Here is a 17746-nt window from a genome sequence, read left to right on the forward strand (position 1 = left end):
TCGAGAGGTCAGTGGATGGTTACCCAGAGCCCGCAACAGCCTTCCCCATCCGAGGGGGAGGGGATCGGGCGGCGCCGCTTCCTCGGGTTCGTGCTGGCGGGCGCGACGCTGACCGTAGCCGCCCAGCTGGGCGAGACCGCGGCCGCGCCGAAGGCCGCCGCCGCGGTGCCCAGCCTGCCGGAGCCGGCCGAACTCTACGACCTCAACGACATGTTGACCGATGCCACACTGCTGACGGCCAACCTGATCACCATCACCATGAACCCGGACGGCACCGCCTCCTTCGCCCTGCCGCGCGCCGAGGTGGGGCAGGGGGTGACCACCTCCACCGCCATGCTGATCGCGGAGGAGCTGGACCTGCCGCTGGACAAGGTGCGGGTCACCCTGGCCGACGCCCGACCGGAGCTGGTCTTCAACCAGCTGACCGGCGGCTCCAACACCACGATCTCCACCTACACCCCGGTGCGGGTCGCCGCCGCCACGGCCAAGCAGCGGTTGCTGGAGGCGGCCGCGGCGGAGCTGGGCGCGCCGCTCTCCGCGCTCTCCGCCCTCCAGGGCGTGATCACCGCCCCCAACGGCCGCTCCCTCAGCTACGCCGAACTCGCCGTCAAGGCAGCCAGTCTGACGAACGTTCAGATTTCGGTCACCCTCAAGGCCGCGTCCGCTTTCAAGGTCATCGGCACACCGCAGAACCGGATCGACGCCCTGGACGCGGTGACCGGCCGCAAGCAGTTCGCGATGGACGTCAAGGTGGCGGGCGCGATGCCCGCGATGATCTGCCGGCCGCCGACGATCAACGGCACGGTGGTCTCCGTGCAGAACCTGGCGGCGGTGCAGGCCATGCCGGGCATCACGGACGTCGCCGTGATCTCCACCGGCGTGGCCGTGCGCGGGCGCACCTTCGGGCAGTGCATCGACGCGGTGCGGGCGCTGCAGGTCAGCTGGGGCCCGGGGAGCGAGGACCACGCCACCGACGCCACGGTGCTGGCCGAACTCCGCGCGGCCGAGAACCCGTTGGTCACTCCGCCGCTGCCGCTGCTCACCGAGGCGATCGACGCCCGCTTCACCTTCCACTTCGCCAGCAACAGCCCGCTGGAGACCAACTGCGCCGTCGCCGACGTCCGTTCGGACAGCGCCGAGATCTGGGCCAGCGTCAAGGCGCCGATCACGGCGCAGGAGGAGATCGCGCTCAAGCTGGGCCTGCCGGTGACCGCCGTGACCGTCCACTGCACCCAGGGCGGCGGCTCCTTCGGCCGGAAGCTGTTCCACGACGCCGCGTTGGAAGCCGCCGAGGTCTCCCAGAAGATGGGCAAGCCGGTGCGGCTGATGTGGCACCGCACCGACGACTTCCGCCACGGCCGGGTCCACCCGATGTCCACCTCCCGGGTGCGGGCCACCTACTCGCTCGGCCAGGTGCTCACCATGGACCAGCGCCACACCTCGGTGGCAACCGAGTTCGGGCACGGCCTCGGCGAGATCATCACCTCGCTTGCCGCCAAGCTGCCGGTCGGCGGACTCGCCTTCTCCGAGACCATCTTCACCCTCACCCAGCAGACCCCGTACAACTTCGGCCTCACCACCCAGCTGCTGACCGAGATCGACAACGGCTTCCACACCGGCAGCATGCGCAACATCTACTCGCCCAACGTCCGCTGCGCCCAGGAGCTGATCGTCGACCAACTGGCCGCCGCGACGAGCCAGGACGCCTACGAGTTCCGCCGCGACTTCCTGAAGGACCAGCGGGCCGTCGCGGTCCTCGACAAGGTCGCCCAGGTCGGCAACTGGGGCCGTGCGATGGCCCCGGGCACGGCACAGGGCATCGCGATCCACCCCGAGTACCACGGGTTCGTCGCCGTGCTGGCCGAGATCGACTGCACCCCGGCCACCGTCAACCGGCAGATCCCCGACGCCGTCACCGGCCCGCGCGTCACCAAGGTGGTGTGCGCGGTCGACGTCGGCCTGGCCGTCAACCCCAAGGGCCTGGAAGCCCAGATGATGGGCGGCATCATGGACGGCATCGCGATCACCCTCACCTCCAGCCTGCACCTGCAGAACGGGGTGTTCCAGGAAGGCAGTTGGGACAACTACTTCTACACCCGGCAGTGGAACACCCCGACCGAGCTGGACATCATCGTGATGCCGCCGACCACCGGAACCCCGGGCGGAGCAGGGGAGTTGGCGGTCGCCGGTGCGATGGCGGCGGTGGCCTGCGCCTACGGGCGGGCGACCGGGACCATGCCGACCACCTTCCCGATCAACCACGACGCGCCGCTCGCGTTCACGCCGCTGCCGACCGTCCCGCCGATCCCGCAGTCGCCCACCGACGGCCTGAGCCGCGCGTACTAGGAGCCCACCCCCTTGCCTCAGCACACCTTCATCCTCAACGGGCAGCAGGTCACCGTGGACGTCGAGGACGACGTCCGGCTGCTCTGGGTCCTGCGCGACGTCCTCGGCGTGACCGGCCCCAAGTACGGCTGCGGACTGGGCGTCTGCCAGGCCTGCACCAGCCACATCAACGGCAAGGCCTTCAACCCCTGTTCGGTGCCGGTGGGCGACGTCCAGCCCACCGACCAGGTCACCACCATCGAGGGCCTGCCGGCCACGGTCGGCAAGGACCTGCACCCGATGCAGGAGGCCTGGCTGCAGTTCGACGTGCCCCAGTGCGGCTACTGCCAGCCCGGCCAGATCATGGCCGCCGTCGCCAAGGTGCTCCAGGCGCGGGCCGCCGGGAAGCAGCTCGGTGACGCCGATTACGACGAGATCCGCAACATCTGCCGCTGCGGCACCTACCACCGGATCCGGGAGGCGATCGCGGCCGCCGAGAACCAGTTCTGAGCAGCCACGGCAGTGCGCTCCGGGGCGCACCGCCGTGCTTCAGGCGGGCCCGGCGAGCTGCCGGGGCCGGGCCGTTGATCAGGCAAATGGTCACTGCACGCCTGCTGTACAGCAACCGGTGGATGTGGTGACATGTTTCCATCAGGAGCGTCCGCTGGATGGCGAGGACTCCGCTGCACCCGCACCGGCCCGACCGGTTCCCCGTGCACCAGAACCCCGCACCGGCAGGCACATCCTGACGGTCACTCAGCACCTTCCCCCACCCCGCACGGGACCGCGGCATGCCCTCGGCCCCGGCCATGTGCGAGCCCGACCGCGCCGGGTCCACCGGCCGACCAACGGATGAGCCGCCCCACCGGCGCATCCGCCCGGGGTGAAGCATCGTCCTGCCGCCCGGAGCGCCGGACGGCCCTGCCAACCCCGGCCAGCGCCGGGGTTCCCGGAGGTACCAGATGAGAGCACTGCCCGTCGCACTGCGCGCCCCGCTCCTGCTCGCCGCCGCCATCGCCCTGGGCGGCCTGGCGGCGGCCCCGGCCACCGCGCAGACCAGCGCACTGCCCTTCCAGTGCCAGGCGACCCCGCCGATCGGCTCGGCGCAGACGTTCGCCCTGAGCGCCAGCGCCAATGCCACCGCACCCGCCACCGTGACGACCGGCCAGGCCTTCAGCGTCACCATCGCCCCCGGCGCCCTGACCGTGCCGTCCTCGGTGAGCGGCAACACCATCAACTCGATCAGTGGAATCACGCTGTCGATGCCCGTCCCCGCCAACGCCTCGCTCAGCGGCGTGAGCCTGTCCGGCGGCTCCGGCCTGGGCTCCGGCGCGCCGAGCACCAGCGTCAGCGGCGGCACCATCAGCCTCAAGGTGCCCGGACCGATCGCCGGCGGCAGCACCTTCACCCTGCCCACCATCACCCTCAAGCTGACCGCGGGCGCGGCCGGCGGCACCGTCAGCACCCACCTCGCCGGCAGCAGCTACTCCAGCCCCGGCCTCACCTTCACCGCCACCGTGCCGGAGCTCTTCTTCACCGTGTCGGTCCCCACCGCCTGCTACCCGTCCCCGAGCCCGGTGCTCAGCACCACGAGCATCACCTCCTGATCCTCCTGATCCGCGCCTGACGGACACACCGCGCCCCCGCGCCCGGCCCATCGGCGCGGGGGCGCTCCGGTGGTCCTGACATCCCCTCGATCCACGCGGTGGCGGCCGGCCACGGCGACGCCGATCGCGAAATCGGGCTTCGGCAACCCGGAGTTGAGTATCGTGGTCGTGCGGCCCGCTGGTCCTGCAGCCAGCTGGTCGTACAGCCTGCTGGTCCTGGCAACCGGTCGAGAGGGGACCCCGTGTCCAACTCCGCACAGATCGACGTCGTCCGCCGCTTCTACGGCGCCAAGGGCGACTTGGACGTCATCAGGTCCGTGGTCGCCGAGGACGCGCGCTGGGACATCGCCGAGGGCTTCCCCAACGGCGGCGTGCACCAAGGCCTTGACCGCATCATCGGTGACTTCTTCCCGTTCCTCGCCGACTTCGAGGAGTTCCGCTGCGTCGGGGACGCGTTCTTCGAGGACGGCGACCACGTCATCGTCCTCGGCCGCTACCTCGGCACCACCACCGGTGGCAAGGCGGTGAGTTCGCGTTTCGCGCACGTCTTCACCGTGCGGGCCGGGAAGATCAGCCAGCTGCGGCAGACCTCCGACACGCTCCCCATCGCCCGCGCACTCGACCGCTGAGCCGCGCACTCGGCGGCGGGCCCGCGTGCGGCGGTCCGGGCCTTCTTGCCGGCCTCCGCGTCACCCGGTCCGGGTGTTCGGGTGGGCCAATCGGTCTCGCCGGGGTTCACCCGGGCACCCCGGGCGGGCACCCTGGTGGCGCATCCGCCCGCCGTGCGAGGAGAGTGACGATGAGTCGACCACCAGGCTGGAGCCGCCGCCACCTGCTGGGTGCCGCGGGCGGTCTGGCCGGCGCGCTGGCCACCGGCGTCCCGACCACCGCCCAAGCGAGCACCGCCGGTACCGCCGGCACCGCGAGCACCGCGGGCGCCGCGCCCGGCCCCGTCACCATCCGCCCCGGCGACTCCCGCTACGCCAGCCTGCTGCTCGGCGACAACCTGCGCTTCACGGGGTCTCCGGACGAGATCCAGGTGGTCGGCTCCACCGAGCAGGTGGTGCGGGCCGTCCAGGAGGCGGTGCGGCGCGGGGCATGGGTGGCGGCGCGCAGCGGCGGGCACTGCTTCGAGAACTTCACCGCCGACCCGGGCATCCGGGTGCTCCTCGACCTCTCCCCGCTGAACGCGGTGCGCTACGACGCCGAACGCCGGGCCTTCGAGGTGCAGCCGGGGGCGACCCTCGGCCAGGTGTACCGGACGCTGTTCAAGGGCTGGGGAGTGACCATCCCGGCCGGCGGCTGCCCGGAGGTCGGCGCGGGCGGTCATCTGGTCGGCGGCGGATACGGTCCGCTGTCCAGGCGGTACGGCTCGGTGGTGGACCACCTGTACGGCGTCGAGCTGGTCGTGGTCGACCGTGACGGCACGGCCCGCGTGGTGGTCGCCACCCGGGAGCCCGACGACCCCAACCGCGAGCTGTGGTGGGCCCACACCGGCGGTGGCGGTGGCAACTTCGGTGTGGTGACCCGCTATTGGCTGCGCTCGCCGACGGCCGACGGCCCGGACACCACGGACCCCGCCCGCCTGCTCCCGCCCGCGCCCGGCCAGCTGCTGGAGCACCTGCTCTACTGGCCGTGGGACGACCGGATGACCGAGCAGGCCTTCGTCACCCTGCTGCGCAACTTCGGCACCTGGCACGAGCGCAACAGCGCCCCGGACTCGCCGACCACCGGCCTCTACGCGATCCTCGAACCGGCCCACCAGAGCGCCGGCGGCTTCCAGTTGCTCATCCAGATCGACGCCGGCATCCCGGGCGCACGCGCCATGGTGAAGGACTTCATCGACGCGCTCATCGCCGGCACCGGCCTCGACTCCAGCCAGGGCGGCGAGCGGACCTTCCCCTGGCTCTACCCGATGACCTGGCCCGGCAAGGGCGAGGCCGGGGACATGCTGACCCGCCGCTACAAGGGCAAGGCCGGCTACCTGCGGCGCTCCTACACGGACGCCCAACTCCGGACGATCCACGGCCACTTGGTGAACAAGACCGGCACCCCGGCCTGCGGCATGCTGCTGGTCGGCTACGGCGGCCTGGTCCGCGCGGTGGCGCCGGACGCCACCGCAACCGCTCAGCGCGACGTGGTGATGAAGGCGGTCTTCCACTCGGTCTGGGCGGATGAGACCGGCGACGACACCAACCTCACCTGGGTGCGCGAACTCTACCGCGACGTGTACCGCGACACCGGCGGCGTACCAGTCCCCGACGAGGTGAGCGACGGCTCCTACATCAACTACCCGGACACCGACCTCGCCGACCCGGCCTGGAACACCTCCGGGGTGCCCTGGTCCACGCTCTACTACAAGCAGAACTACCCACGCCTGCAACGGGTCAAGGCCCGCTGGGACCCGCGCAACGTGTTCCATCACGCCCTGTCGATCGAACTGCCGTCCTGACCAGGCAAGCAGGTCCATGCCGACCATCCGGCGTGGAGCTGACATCGGGGCGAATAGGGCAAGTGCAGAGGGGCGGCGCGGTCCCCCGCTCGGCGGACTCATGCAGTGCGGGGCCCAGACCAGCAGCGGAGCCACGGAGTGCCGCAGGGGCGACGCCTCGACCAACGGCGCAGTCATGCTCTCCGGCGTCACGGACATCCACCAGGCCGGCGCCATTGCCTTGCAGTTCCGCAACGCCGCCGAACACTGAACGGCGGGCTTGTGCGCGCCGCCCGAACTCCCGCTGCGGTCTGGCCTCCTTCCGGCCCGACCACCACACGCCCAGGGCAAGGCCGAATGCGGAGACGGTGCCGATCGCGGCTCCGAGGGTGGACCAGGCGGCGAGCCAGTCCGCAGCGGTTGCCGGCGTGGGCGTCATCAGCGGCACGTAAGACGATGCAGCGTCAGGGCGAGGCAGGCATGACCGGCCGTCACCTGCCCGGAGGACGAGCCGACGGCTTGCGCCTCCGATTCAATGCCTGTTCCTGCTGTCGGTTGCTCCAGATGATCTCTGCTTATCAGGAGCAGTTGACCAGGGAGAACGCCGACTCCCCGCCCGCCGGGCCGCGCTCGCCGAAGCCGCCGCCCAGCGGACTTCCTCGACAAGCTCGCCGCCGACTTCCGTCGCTGGGAGGGCGAGCGCACCTGGAGCACGCACCATCTCGCCTTCCGGGCAGTCTTCCGGTCCGGTGGTCACGTCGGCCTGACCTGGACTCTCCCGCCCTGGACCACCCGAGAAGACTCTTGGGAGGCCTCGGTCACGACCTGGCTGCAGGGTGGGGAACACATGACCACCCTCGCCGCCGATGTCCGCCATTCCTCGACCGCGGCGATCCAGCCGAAATTGAGCCTCCTAGTTCGTCGATCCGATTGCCAACTGTCCCGGCGGGGAAGGCAACTCGACACTATGGCGCAGAAGCGAGGGACTCGGCCGGGGCCAGGGCAGCGCCAACTGCCCGCTGGCGGCTGGGTGGTGCGTGGTGGAGGGCTGCTGCTGCGGGTCGTCGGGATGATCGCGGTGGTGGCCGGGCTGGCCCGTTTCCGAGCGGCAGGGGCGAACTCCATCACCGGATACGGGCCACCGTTGTGGCAGTCGCTGCTGATCGGCGGTCTGCTGTTCATCCTGGGGACGGTGGCTGTGTTCGGCGGCGGGCGGCTGTCCAGGCTCGGTAGACGGCACACCGCCCGGATCATCCAGCGGCCGGAAGAGCTCGCCGACCGGTCGTACGTGCTCTATCTGCGCCCGTTCTACGAGGACCGGAAGCTGTACGAGATCCGTCGGCCGAGCGCGAGCCGGCGGTACGCCCAGTACGGCAGCCCGGTCAGCCGCACCTGGGAGGAGCTGCTGGTTACGACCTTCCGTCGCTACGGCCGGGTGGTCGCGGTCGGGCAGCCCGGGGAGCGGCTTCCGCTGCCCGGCGCGGAGCGGTTCTATCTGCCGCTGGACGACTGGCAGTCAGTGGTCAGCGACCTGATCCGGCGAGCGCGGTTGGTGGTGCTGGTCGCGGGGGACGGCCCAGGCACGCTCTGGGAACTCACCGAGACGGTGCGGCTGTTGCCACCGGAGCAGTTGGTCCTGCCGGTCTACGACGACGAGGACGGCTACGAGCGGTTCCGGGCGAGCGTGCCGCAGGCCTTCGCCGACCGGGTGGAGCAGCTGGGCGCCGACGCGAGGCCGGCACCGGCCTTCCCCAAATATCCGGCGGACCACCGGCCTGGGATCAGAGTGGTGGGCGGGATGCGTGGGATTGTCCACTTCGATCCGGACTGGACGCCGAGATTCGTCCGCTTCGACCTCTCGGCGGTCCGGGCCCGGACTGCGGCCGGCCGGGCCCGCAAGGCCGGTCGCCTCCAGGTCGCGCCGTTGCTCACCCGGATAGAGCAGCGGCTGCCGCCGCGCGGGGCCTGAGTCAGCGGCGGGCCGCGCACTCACTCGCGACGGCAACGGCCACCTGTTCGGCACCTCGATCACCTCGGCCGGTGTGATCAACCTGTACGACTGGACCGCCACCAGTGGTACCCCTGTCATGGCCGGCGACGCCAGTGCGGTCGTCGACCCGAGCGGCACCCTGTCGATCTTCACCCGCAATGCGGCCGATGGCCACGTCGTCGACTCGTCCATCACCTCGGCGGGTGGCTGAACGTCTACGACCTGACGGCGCACAACGGAAGCCCGGCTATGTAAGGCCGACCGTCCTCACAGCCGTATACGCGAGACTTGTGCCCTGCGGCTCCTGGACATGGGAACCGCAGGGCACAAGGTGCTTCCCACACCCCGCTGTGTGTCGGCAAACGATCGTTCGCGTTACGCACGTGCCAGTCCCGCAGGCGCCGCCAGCACGTCATGCCCGAGCCGAACCCGAGCTCCTGTGGCAGCCACTCCCACTGGATGCCCGTGTGCAGCACGAACAAGATGCCCTGCAGGCACTTGCGGTCGTCCAACGGCGGACGCCCGAGAACCCGAGAGCGTTGCTGCCGGCGCGGCAGCAGCAGCTCGATCCGCCCCCACAGGTCATCTGACACCATCCACGGCGGAGCCTTCCCCATGGACTGCTCAACGAGCCTCCGAAGAGCGGGACATGAGCCACCCGCCAGGATTCTGTTAGCTCCTCTTATCGCGATCGGCAATGGGGGGCAGCATCCTCGGACTCCGGTCTCTGACAGGGTGTACGTACCGCGCACACCCTGCCAGCTTCCGCCGACAGCCCGGTCAACCTCCCGTGAGACAAACCGCCGTCAGTCAAACCTCGGTGAGACGGGACAACGCGGGTGCGGGCCGGTCGGGGCGGACACATACACACCTGACACAGGCCGCCCCTTCCACCAGGGCAAACAGGGGCCCACAGCCACAACCGTGGCCAACCCGGCCACCCGTGGGCAGCGAGGAGAACCCAGTAGCGGGGGTAGGGTTTACCCCCCATCCGGCCGGTGGGTTCACGCTGCCGACCCGGCGCCGCCCGGTGCGGCATCGTGGGGACATGACCGATCGACACTCGAGCGCCGCCGGCCGCCCCTGCCCGGCCGGCAGGACCGACGACATCGAGCAGTTCCTCGTGCACTACGAGGACACCATCGACGACCGGGTCGCCGAGACCGTCGAAGTGATGTTGTGCCCGGGGGGCGGGCACGGGAGGGAGTCAGGTGTCATGGCGAGCACTCAGCTGACCGGCGTTCATTCGCTCTGCCTGGCCCGCGTGGACGCCGGTTCGGGCTCCGGTGTTCCGCGGATCCTTCCCAAGGCCGCGGCCACTTCGGCGTTCCCCCCGCTGCTTCGCCGGGCGGCCACGGTCCTCACTGTGCTCGGGCTGGCGATGATTCCCTGGCTGGTCTTCCTGCACGCCGGGCTTCCGGCCACCGCTCAGGCCTCGCACTGGGCCTGGACGTGGACGGGTCTGGACAGCTTTGAGGCGCTCGGCCTGCTCTCCACCGGACTGCTCCTCAGGCGCGGCGACTGCCGGGCCTGCCTGACCTCCGCCGCGACCTCGACCCTGCTGCTGGTCGACGCCTGGTTCGACACCATGACGGCTGCCCCGGGTTCGGACTTCAAGCTGGCGGTGCTGATGGCGGTCTTCGTCGAGTTGCCGCTGGCGGTGGCCTGCGCGGTTCTCGCGACCCGGACCTTCCCTCGGCCGGGCCGCTGAGCGGAAGAGCTCGTGACGTGATCGGCGCTTGCGGTCCGGTCCGTTTCTGTGAAGATGCAGCTCGCTGACCTGCCCAGACGTCACCAGGGTGTCGCTGAAGGCCGCACCACAATGACGCTCCCCGAACACCACCGCAGTGACCAGCACCTTTCCCGCGACAGCAGCGCCATTGACCCGTCTCATCGAAGTTTGGCCAGTCCCAACGAAGTTTGACGACGATTCCCCGGGACAGCCGGATGCGGGACGCGCGGTGTCAGAACGGGGGTTCGATGGAGAAGGGGTCGTCCCCGGCGGGCATGGTCGGTTTAGAGGAGCTAACAGAATCCTGGCGGGTGGCTCATGTCCCGCTCTTCGGAGGCTCGTTGAGCAGTCCATGGGGAAGGCTCCGCCGTGGATGGTGTCAGATGACCTGTGGGGGCGGATCGAGCTGCTGCTGCCGCGTCGGCAGCAACGCTCTCGGGTTCTCGGGCGTCCGCCGTTGGACGACCGCAAGTGCCTGCAGGGCATCTTGTTCGTGCTGCACACGGGCATCCAGTGGGAGTGGTTGCCACAGGAGCTCGGGTTCGGCTCGGGCATGACGTGCTGGCGGCGCCTGCGGGACTGGCACGAGGCAGGGGTCTGGGACCGGCTGCACCAAGTGCTGCTGACCGAGCTGCACCGGGCGGGGAAGCTGGACTGGTCGCGGGCGGTGATCGACGGCTCGCACCACCAGGCCCGTCGGGGCGGCCCAAAACGGGCCCGAGCCCGGTCGACCGCGCCAGACCGGGCCGAAACACCACGTGATCACCGATGGCAGCGGGATCCCGCTGGCCATCACCTTGACGGGCGGCAACCGCCACGACGTCACACAGTTGCTGCCTCTGCTCGATGCGATCCCTCGCATCCGCGGAGCCAGGGGCCGGCCCCGTCATCGGCCCAAGCAGTTGTTCGCCGACCGCGGCTACGACTTCGACAAGTACCGCCGCTTGCTGTGGAAGCGCGGCATCAAGCCAGTCATCGCGCGCCGCGGGGTACCGCACGGTTCCGGCCTGGGGACCGTGCGGTGGTTCGTCGAGCGGACGAACTCCTGGATCCACGGCTTCCGCCGCCTGCGGATCCGCTGGGACATCCGTGACGACATCCACGAGGCCTTCCTCAAGCCGGCCTGCTGTGTAATCACCTATCGACGCGTCAGATCCTTGTATTAGCTCCTCTTATTCACGAGTATTGAAGTCCGTTGTTCACGGGTCCGGAAGGCGCTCAGACCTGCGGCCTGGTCGTGTCACGAGTTTCGACGTCACTGGGGTACTTGCTCGGGCAGCAGCGGGGTGCTCCTGTTGAAAGGGCCTTGGCCAATGCTGGGATACACGTGATGGTGTGTGCCCTCGGCGGGCTACGGCCCGACTCCGACGGCCCTGACGGCACGTATCAGGCGGTCGAGGTAATTGCTCGGGTGACGGCCGTGATCGCTGGCGTTGGACGGCCGGGGAGTCGCGCTACGAGAACCCGGCGGATCTCGGGAGGTGCGCCTTCGATGTGCAGCAGGCTCACCCCGGGCGGCAGCATCGGCGAGAGTCGGGAGGGCACCGTTGTCACCCCGAAGCCACCGGCGACCAGCTGAAGCTTCGTCAGCCAGTCGCGTGCGCAGTGGACGATGTGCGGCCGTCCGGGCAGGCCGGGCCAGACGCCGAGCAGTGGCTCGGAGTTCGACGCCGGGGTGGCGATCCACGGGGCGTCGACCAGTTCGTCGACGTGCGCCGCGGTGCGGCCGGCGAACTCTCCGGTCGACGGCACCGCCACGACCAGTTCGGTGTCCGCAACGGTCTCGATATGCAGGCGCGGTGACTCGCCGTCCAAGGGGCGGTGGGGTGGGCGGGACGTCAGTACGGCGAGGTCGATCGAGCCCGCGCGCAGTGCCCGGATCAGAGTGGGTGTGGTGCCCTCGGTAGTCGTGACCGTGACCTGCGGGTCGGTCGCCGCGAGGCGGGCGAGCGAGGGGGGCAGGATGGCCGCGCCCGCGCTCAGGAACACTCCGAGCCGCACCAGTTCGGTCCGCGCGACGGTGCCGGTGAGGTCGCGCTCGGCGGCTGTGAGGCAGTCCAGGATCGTGCGAGCGTGGCGCAGCAGGGTCAGACCCGCGGGGGTGAGCCGCACTCCGTCGGGGCGGCGTTCGAACAGGGCGGTGCCCGCGCTTCGTTCGAGGGAGGCGGCCTGGCGTGAGACCGCCGACTGGGTGTAGCCGAGCCGGGTGGCTGCTGCGGTGAAGCTGCCGGACTCGGCGATCTGTCGCAGGACCCGCAGGCCTGTGCTGGAGATGTCCATGCGGCATACGCATACCACGGATTCGTGATCGTCGCTTCCCGCATGCCGGCCGGGCTCCTAGTGTCGATCGCGACGAGCACGGACGAACACGGAGGTCATCACATGCGAGCAGCAGTTCTGACGCGGTTCGGCGCCCCGCTGACGGTGCGGGATGTGCCCGACCCCGAGGCCGGCGGCGGCGAGGTGGTGGTCGAGGTCCTCTCCACCTGCGTGGCCCCGTACGCGGCCGAGGTCTTCAGCGGCGAGCGGAACTACCCCCTGGTACCTCCCGTCGTGCCCGGAATCGGCGGTGTGGGACGGATCGTCCACGTGGGCCCGGACGCCACCCGGCTACGCCCCGGCGACCTGGTGTGGTGCGACTCCACGGTGCGCTCGCGGGACGACGCCCTGACGCCCGACATCACGCTCCAGGGCTGGAGTTCTCGCGGCGAGGGCGGCGCGCGGCTCGCCCGCTACCTGCACGACGGATCGTTCGCCGAGCTCATGCGGGTCCCGACGGAGAACGTCTTCCCGCTGCCCGCAGCGGCGGGGGACGACCCGGCCCGCTGGGCCGCGCTCGGCGTGCACGTCATCCCTTACGGCGGGCTGCTGGCCGGCGGCCTCGCAGCCGGTGAGACGATGCTCGTCAGCGGGGCCACCGGCAACCTCGGCAGCAGTGCGGTCGCGGTCGCGCTCGCCATGGGGGCGGGCCGCGTGATCGCCCCGGGCCGCAACCGGGCCGCGCTCGACCTCCTCGCCGACCGGTTCGGTCCGCGTGTGCGCCCGGTCCCGCTCACGGGGGACGAGGCCGGCGACCGCGCGGCGATGTCCGCGGCGGGCGACGGCCCGATCGACATGGTGATCGACCTGCTACCGCCGAGCGCACCCAGCTCGGCGGCGCGCACGGCAGCCATGACCGTGCGCGAGTACGGCCGAGTCGTTCTCATGGGCGGCGTCGGCATGCTCGGTGGCGACGACCTCGCACTCCCGTACCCATGGATCATGCGCAACTCGATCACCGTGCGCGGCCAGTGGATGTACCCGCGTACCGCGAACGTCGGCATCATCCGGTTCCTCGCCTCGGGCACCCTGGACCTCGCCCCCGAACGGGTCCGGTCGTTCGGCCTCAGTGCCGTCAACGACGCCGTCACGTATGCCGCCGCGCATGGTGGCCCGTTCGACCGCACCGCCCTCACCCCACCGGCTCGCTGACAGGACCGATGGATCTCCACATGTCAGCGCCACGGCCGACCGCCCTCACGAGCGCAGGCCGCCATACTGCTGCTGCTATTTCTCGTGAACAACCATGAGCCTCAAGATCACCAACTGCTGCCCGAACGGACGCACAAGCGCTGCCATGTGAAGTGAACGAAGCCAGCCGCCGAGTACGCCGACGGCTTGGTGGTGTACCTGTGACCGGCCGCTCTGCCGTTGAGGGATTCAGCGGCGTGTGACGGTGTAGCCGGTGTTCTCCAGGGCCTTCGTCCAGACATCCCGGTTGAACCACCCCGTGATGTCCGGCGCGGCTGCGGTGAGGGCGAGGTCGGCGTGTTCGCGCTCCTGGGCCGCGGAGGCGATGGCGTCGGCGAGCGCGGCGGTGTCGACACCAGCTACCGCCTCGCCATGCACCGCCTCAACCGCGGCGGCGACCGCCAGGCCAACAACGCCCTACACACGATCGCCCTGGTCCGGATGCGCTACGACGCCCGCACCCGCGACTACGTCGCCCGCCGCACCACCGAAGGCATGCCCAAAAAGGACATCCCGCGCTGCCTCAAACGCTTCATCGCCCGCGAGGTCTACAAGCACCTCATCCAGCCATCAACCAACCCTCAACCGCTCCTACACACCGCTTGACGATCTATAGGAGCTTCCGCTGGTAGGGATCCGGCCGGAAGCGGGCGCAGCGGTGCGCCGGGCTCCGGCACTGCCCTGTTCGACTGGTGATCCTGGGAACGTTCGCCGAGGCCGGACGGGAAACGCCGGGCGTCTGTGGTCCGACCCCAGGACCTTCCTTGCCGGCCGCCCGGGAAGGGGGCATCCGAGCGAACCGGTCCCCATTGCGACAGTCTCGGGTGAAACACCCTGGTATGTCGGGTTAGCCTGGATGGGCAGGAGTAGACGCCGACATGGCCGGCACCGAGACACCCCGAGCAGAACGCGGCACCGCGTCCGAAACGGCGGACGTTCCGACGGACTGCAAGCTGCGGGTCAGGACCGAGTACGACCCTGGGCGGGGAGAAGGGAGCGGTCCTGCGACGCCGGCGGCCGTGCCACGGGCACATCATCGTTCAGCAGACTGCGATAGGGACAGGTCACCAGCGCTCTGGTTCGGTCGGCCGCCTGGCGGTCCGGTGGAACGTTCCTCCTGGCGGCGCCGAATGAAACAGCAGCACAGGACGTCTACCAGGTCGCCAATGACGCCGAGCAGAGGGCCGGGCGGGCATCTGCGACACGGCTGCGGTCACCAACAACGACAGTGGCAAGGCCACAATCGGCCGGGCGGAAGGAGCGGATCGATGTCAACAACAGCATGGCGGTTCAGTGGCACCGAAGGGGCCGATGACGCAGTCCTCAGGCTCAAGCAGCTCGGTGATCAGGAGCTCATCGATGTGCGTGATGTCGCCGTGATCCGCTGGCCTGAGTACTCAACGAGGGCGCAGGTGCAGGAACACGTGACCGACGAGGGCAGCAAGGCCTCCTCGTTCGCCAAGAAGCTGAGCAAGTCCGGTATCGACAGCTCGATGATCGAGTCGGTGAAAGGTGACATGACGCCGGGGACCTCGGCCCTTGTGCTGCTGAGCACCGATGCCGTGATCGACACCGTTGCGAAGGCGTTCGAGGGACACGCCATGGAGTTGATGCGCTCCGACCTCTCGGTGCAACAGGAGGATCGGCTGAGGGCTGCCTTTGGCGATCCGTCGAATACGGACCGGGGGCCGGCCGCCGGTCAATGACCAGGATTCCGGAAGTCGATGACGTCGTCGTGCATCAGGCTGCCGACGTGAGTGCCCTTGATCCCAGCCGCGGCGGGCAGTAGCGCGCGCAACTCCGTGCCCACCGCCAGCGCCGCATGCACCACCAACCGGGGCCGTAAGAGCTTGTCTGGCGGGAAGATCGTGTACGGGTGCACCGCGTCAACCCCATCACCGGGGGTCAAGGGGTCGCAGTGGGGGCGACCTTTCTGCTGTTCCGTCAGCTGGTGGTCGCAGTGTGGTCGCATCATGCCAACACGCCTGTTCTCGGCTGGGTGAGGCGTGGGTGGCGCGGTCGGTGGCGGCGGGGGTGGTTGACGCCGCGGTAGGCGTCGCGGTCGGCGCGGTCCAGGAGGCGGGCGATGGTGTCGACGGCGGCGCGGGGGCGGCCTTGCCGCGCAGGTGGTGGTAGAGGTTCGCCGTGGTTGACAGGGTCGAGTGGCGGACCGTCTTGGAGTCGACGGTCGTCTCGATACCGCCGTTCAAGTTAACTGGTTCCGTTGAGCGGTCGCAGCCTTGTGGATTACGTCCGGGTCGGGTGGGTGGTCCGGGCGCGGGCGCTGTCGGTCGGCGGGTGGGTGGTGCTGTCAGACGAGCCGGTCCCGGTTGGCTGCCGCGATGGCGCGGACGAGTGCGGCGAACTGGGCGCGGCTGTGGTGCTGGTGCCGTTCGGCGGTCTCGTCGTCCGGTTCGTCCTCGTCGTCGTCCCGGTCCTCGTCCTCGGCGTATTCCTCGTGGAGGAGCCAGCAGCCGTTGATGGCGGTGAGGAGGTCTTCGAGGAGGTCGCGGGCGGGCCGGCGCGGGTCCAGCGGGGTGAGGCGGATGCCGGTGAGCACGGCGTCCGCCTCTTCCGAATCGTCGTCGGCGTACTCTGTGATCACCTCCTCGGCCTCCTCCAACTGCTCGCGGAGAGCGGCCGGGTCGGGCAGCACGCCGTCCCCGATCCGCATGGCGTGGCGCACGAGCCCGGTGACCGCGTCGTAGGGGGACACGCCGGCGTCGAGGAGTTCGAGGACGAGGGTGGGTGTCGCGTGGGGGAGTGCCTCGATGTTGTCCGCCTCCCGGATCACCTCGGTGGGTGCGTACCCGGACGCCTCCGAGACGGCTTCGGCTGCGGCGTAGAGCCAGTGGGCGGCTGCCACGGCCGCGGCGGTGGGGTCGATGTCGGAGTAGAGCGGGGCCGGGCCGAACGGGTCCTCCTGGAGCAGTTGGTCGGCTGCGGCGACCTGGACGGGGGAGGCGCCTTCGCGGCTGAGCAGCACGGCCTGCTGGGCCCGTCCGGTGAGGTTGCCGAGCTCGGCGCCTTCGACGGCGGCCAGCTCCACCGTGGTTTCGGCGCGGATCGCCTCGGTCAACTCGGGGTTGTCCAGGGCGATGAGTGCTCGGCCGACGCGGTTCGCGTTCTCCAGCACCGGGCTGTACTCGACGATCACCGAGCCGCCATGGGGAAGGTTCGGCGTGGCCACGGCTGCGGCGACCTCGTTGAACGCCTTGCGTTCCTCTTCCCGGCGCCAGCCCTCGCTGTTCACCTCCAATGAGTCGGCGGCGCTGGCCGGATGGGTGTAGGTGCGCCAGGCCGCCGCCGACAGCTGGGTGAGGGCTGCAGTCAGGCGGGATAGCGCGGCGAGGTCCGTGCCGGCCGGGACGGCGGCGATCCGTGAGGCGAGGTCGCCTTGGCCGGTTCCCCAGGTGGCGATGAGTTCGTGTCGAGCAGGGTCGACGCAGTAGCGGGTCATGACGGACCACCTCCAGCTCGACTACGTCCTATCACCTGTGATCGGCGGGGTGGGCGCGGACACGGGTTTCCATCCGAAGAGGGGGTCGGAGGGCTCCGCGCGGTGTGCGCCGATCGAGTCGGCCACACCACGCTCGGCGGCAGCGTTGACCACCGGCAGCGTTGACCAACTGCGGGGTGAACACGGCGATGACGCCTATCAGCCCGGTGATGTCGAGGTCGAGCCGACTCAGGCTCACCCGCTCTCGAAGGCCACCTCCGCCCGGCTCGCAAGGAATCGGCGGAGGGCGGAAGACTGCGACAACTGTCCTCCTAAGAAGGAAAGTTGACGGACATGACCACGTGTTCGGCGGCCCCGCCGGCCTATGGAGGCGCGACCACCCCTGCGACCACCGGCCCGCGTCACGCGCAGAATGGCCGTTCCCACAGCTTCTGTGGAAACGGCCTCTGGCCTGCGAGAAACCTGCTGTCTGGTGACAGGATTTGAACCTGCGACGCTTTGATACCCAGGTTAGATCGCGGTCATGACGTGCTTGATGCGGGTGTAGTCCTCGAAGCCGTAGGAGGAGAGGTCCTTGCCGTAGCCGGACTTCTTGGAGCCGCCGTGCGGCATCTCGGCGACCAGCGGGATGTGGGTGTTGATCCAGACGCAGCCGAAGTCCAGCCGGCGCGACATCCGCATCGCCCGGGCG

The 17746-nt window shown here is 69.9% G+C and carries 14 protein-coding genes and 4 pseudogenes; 13 read left to right on the forward strand and 5 right to left on the reverse strand.

Annotated elements, in window-relative coordinates; translation table 11 throughout:
* Positions 1-15 precede the first annotated feature (15 nt).
* The 8 genes and pseudogenes from P3T35_RS36710 to P3T35_RS36745 all read left to right on the forward strand — a co-directional run bounded on the left by P3T35_RS36710 (position 16) and on the right by P3T35_RS36745 (position 8564).
* On the forward strand, positions 16-2346 hold the full coding sequence (locus P3T35_RS36710) for a molybdopterin cofactor-binding domain-containing protein (RefSeq protein WP_101378431.1): 2331 nt from the start codon (positions 16-18) through the stop codon (positions 2344-2346).
* A gap of 12 nt (positions 2347-2358) precedes the next feature.
* The gene (locus tag P3T35_RS36715) at positions 2359-2835 is read left to right on the forward strand and encodes a (2Fe-2S)-binding protein (protein ID WP_101378430.1); all 477 of its coding nucleotides are present in this window, start codon (positions 2359-2361) and stop codon (positions 2833-2835) included.
* A gap of 452 nt (positions 2836-3287) precedes the next feature.
* Complete coding sequence (locus tag P3T35_RS36720) at positions 3288-3932, forward strand: cyclodehydratase (protein ID WP_101378428.1); 645 nt, start codon at positions 3288-3290, stop codon at positions 3930-3932.
* Positions 3933-4174: 242 nt separating this feature from the next.
* Positions 4175-4561: a nuclear transport factor 2 family protein gene (locus P3T35_RS36725; protein ID WP_180356252.1), complete on the forward strand. Its 387-nt coding sequence runs from the start codon at positions 4175-4177 to the stop codon at positions 4559-4561.
* A gap of 170 nt (positions 4562-4731) precedes the next feature.
* Positions 4732-6384 (forward strand): FAD-binding protein, encoded by a 1653-nt coding sequence (locus tag P3T35_RS36730; protein ID WP_101378426.1) that lies wholly within the window; start codon positions 4732-4734, stop codon positions 6382-6384.
* Between the two features lie 631 nt (positions 6385-7015).
* Positions 7016-7228, forward strand: a pseudogene (locus tag P3T35_RS36735) (DUF6228 family protein); the annotation flags it as partial.
* 102 nt (positions 7229-7330) lie between these two features.
* A complete protein-coding gene (locus P3T35_RS36740; protein WP_143676690.1) occupies positions 7331-8332 on the forward strand; it encodes a hypothetical protein in 1002 nt (333 codons plus the stop codon).
* A gap of 73 nt (positions 8333-8405) precedes the next feature.
* Positions 8406-8564, forward strand: coding sequence for a hypothetical protein (locus P3T35_RS36745; protein ID WP_180356251.1), 159 nt, complete (start codon positions 8406-8408; stop codon positions 8562-8564).
* A 172-nt stretch (positions 8565-8736) separates the two neighbouring features.
* Here P3T35_RS36745 and P3T35_RS36750 read toward each other — a convergent pair.
* A pseudogene (locus P3T35_RS36750) lies at positions 8737-8970 on the reverse strand (transposase); the annotation flags it as partial.
* 431 nt (positions 8971-9401) lie between these two features.
* On the opposite strand from P3T35_RS36750, the gene P3T35_RS36755 reads away from it, so the two are divergent.
* The gene (locus P3T35_RS36755; RefSeq protein ID WP_280709343.1) at positions 9402-10064 is read left to right on the forward strand and encodes a hypothetical protein; all 663 of its coding nucleotides are present in this window, start codon (positions 9402-9404) and stop codon (positions 10062-10064) included.
* 373 nt (positions 10065-10437) lie between these two features.
* Positions 10438-11251: pseudogene (locus P3T35_RS36760) on the forward strand (IS5 family transposase).
* Between the two features lie 220 nt (positions 11252-11471).
* Here the strand turns inward: P3T35_RS36760 and P3T35_RS36765 are convergent.
* On the reverse strand, positions 11472-12365 hold the full coding sequence (locus P3T35_RS36765) for a LysR family transcriptional regulator (protein WP_101378425.1): 894 nt from the start codon (positions 12363-12365) through the stop codon (positions 11472-11474).
* Positions 12366-12467: 102 nt separating this feature from the next.
* Between P3T35_RS36765 and P3T35_RS36770 the strand changes: the two genes are divergently transcribed.
* Positions 12468-13556, forward strand: coding sequence for an alcohol dehydrogenase catalytic domain-containing protein (locus P3T35_RS36770; protein ID WP_180356250.1), 1089 nt, complete (start codon positions 12468-12470; stop codon positions 13554-13556).
* 228 nt (positions 13557-13784) lie between these two features.
* On the opposite strand, the gene P3T35_RS36775 is transcribed toward P3T35_RS36770, so the two are convergent.
* The gene (locus P3T35_RS36775; RefSeq protein WP_101378423.1) at positions 13785-13973 is read right to left on the reverse strand and encodes a hypothetical protein; all 189 of its coding nucleotides are present in this window, start codon (positions 13971-13973) and stop codon (positions 13785-13787) included.
* Here P3T35_RS36775 and P3T35_RS36780 point away from each other — a divergent pair.
* Both P3T35_RS36780 and P3T35_RS36785 read left to right on the forward strand, forming a co-directional pair.
* Positions 13971-14201, forward strand: a pseudogene (locus P3T35_RS36780) (IS110 family transposase); the annotation flags it as partial. The gene P3T35_RS36775 and the pseudogene P3T35_RS36780 overlap by 3 nt on opposite strands.
* 662 nt (positions 14202-14863) lie before the next feature.
* On the forward strand, positions 14864-15301 hold the full coding sequence (locus P3T35_RS36785) for a DUF1269 domain-containing protein (protein ID WP_180356249.1): 438 nt from the start codon (positions 14864-14866) through the stop codon (positions 15299-15301).
* Positions 15302-15906: 605 nt separating this feature from the next.
* Here the strand turns inward: P3T35_RS36785 and P3T35_RS36795 are convergent.
* Both P3T35_RS36795 and P3T35_RS36800 read right to left on the reverse strand, forming a co-directional pair.
* Complete coding sequence (locus tag P3T35_RS36795; protein ID WP_101378420.1) at positions 15907-17055, reverse strand: hypothetical protein; 1149 nt, start codon at positions 17053-17055, stop codon at positions 15907-15909.
* 510 nt (positions 17056-17565) lie between these two features.
* Positions 17566-17746, reverse strand: a 181-nt coding sequence (locus P3T35_RS36800) for an aldehyde dehydrogenase family protein (protein ID WP_280709344.1), incomplete at its 5' end; no start/stop codon positions are given.

It is taken from the genome of Kitasatospora sp. GP30, from assembly GCF_029892145.1.
Lineage (GTDB): Bacteria > Actinomycetota > Actinomycetes > Streptomycetales > Streptomycetaceae > Kitasatospora > Kitasatospora acidiphila.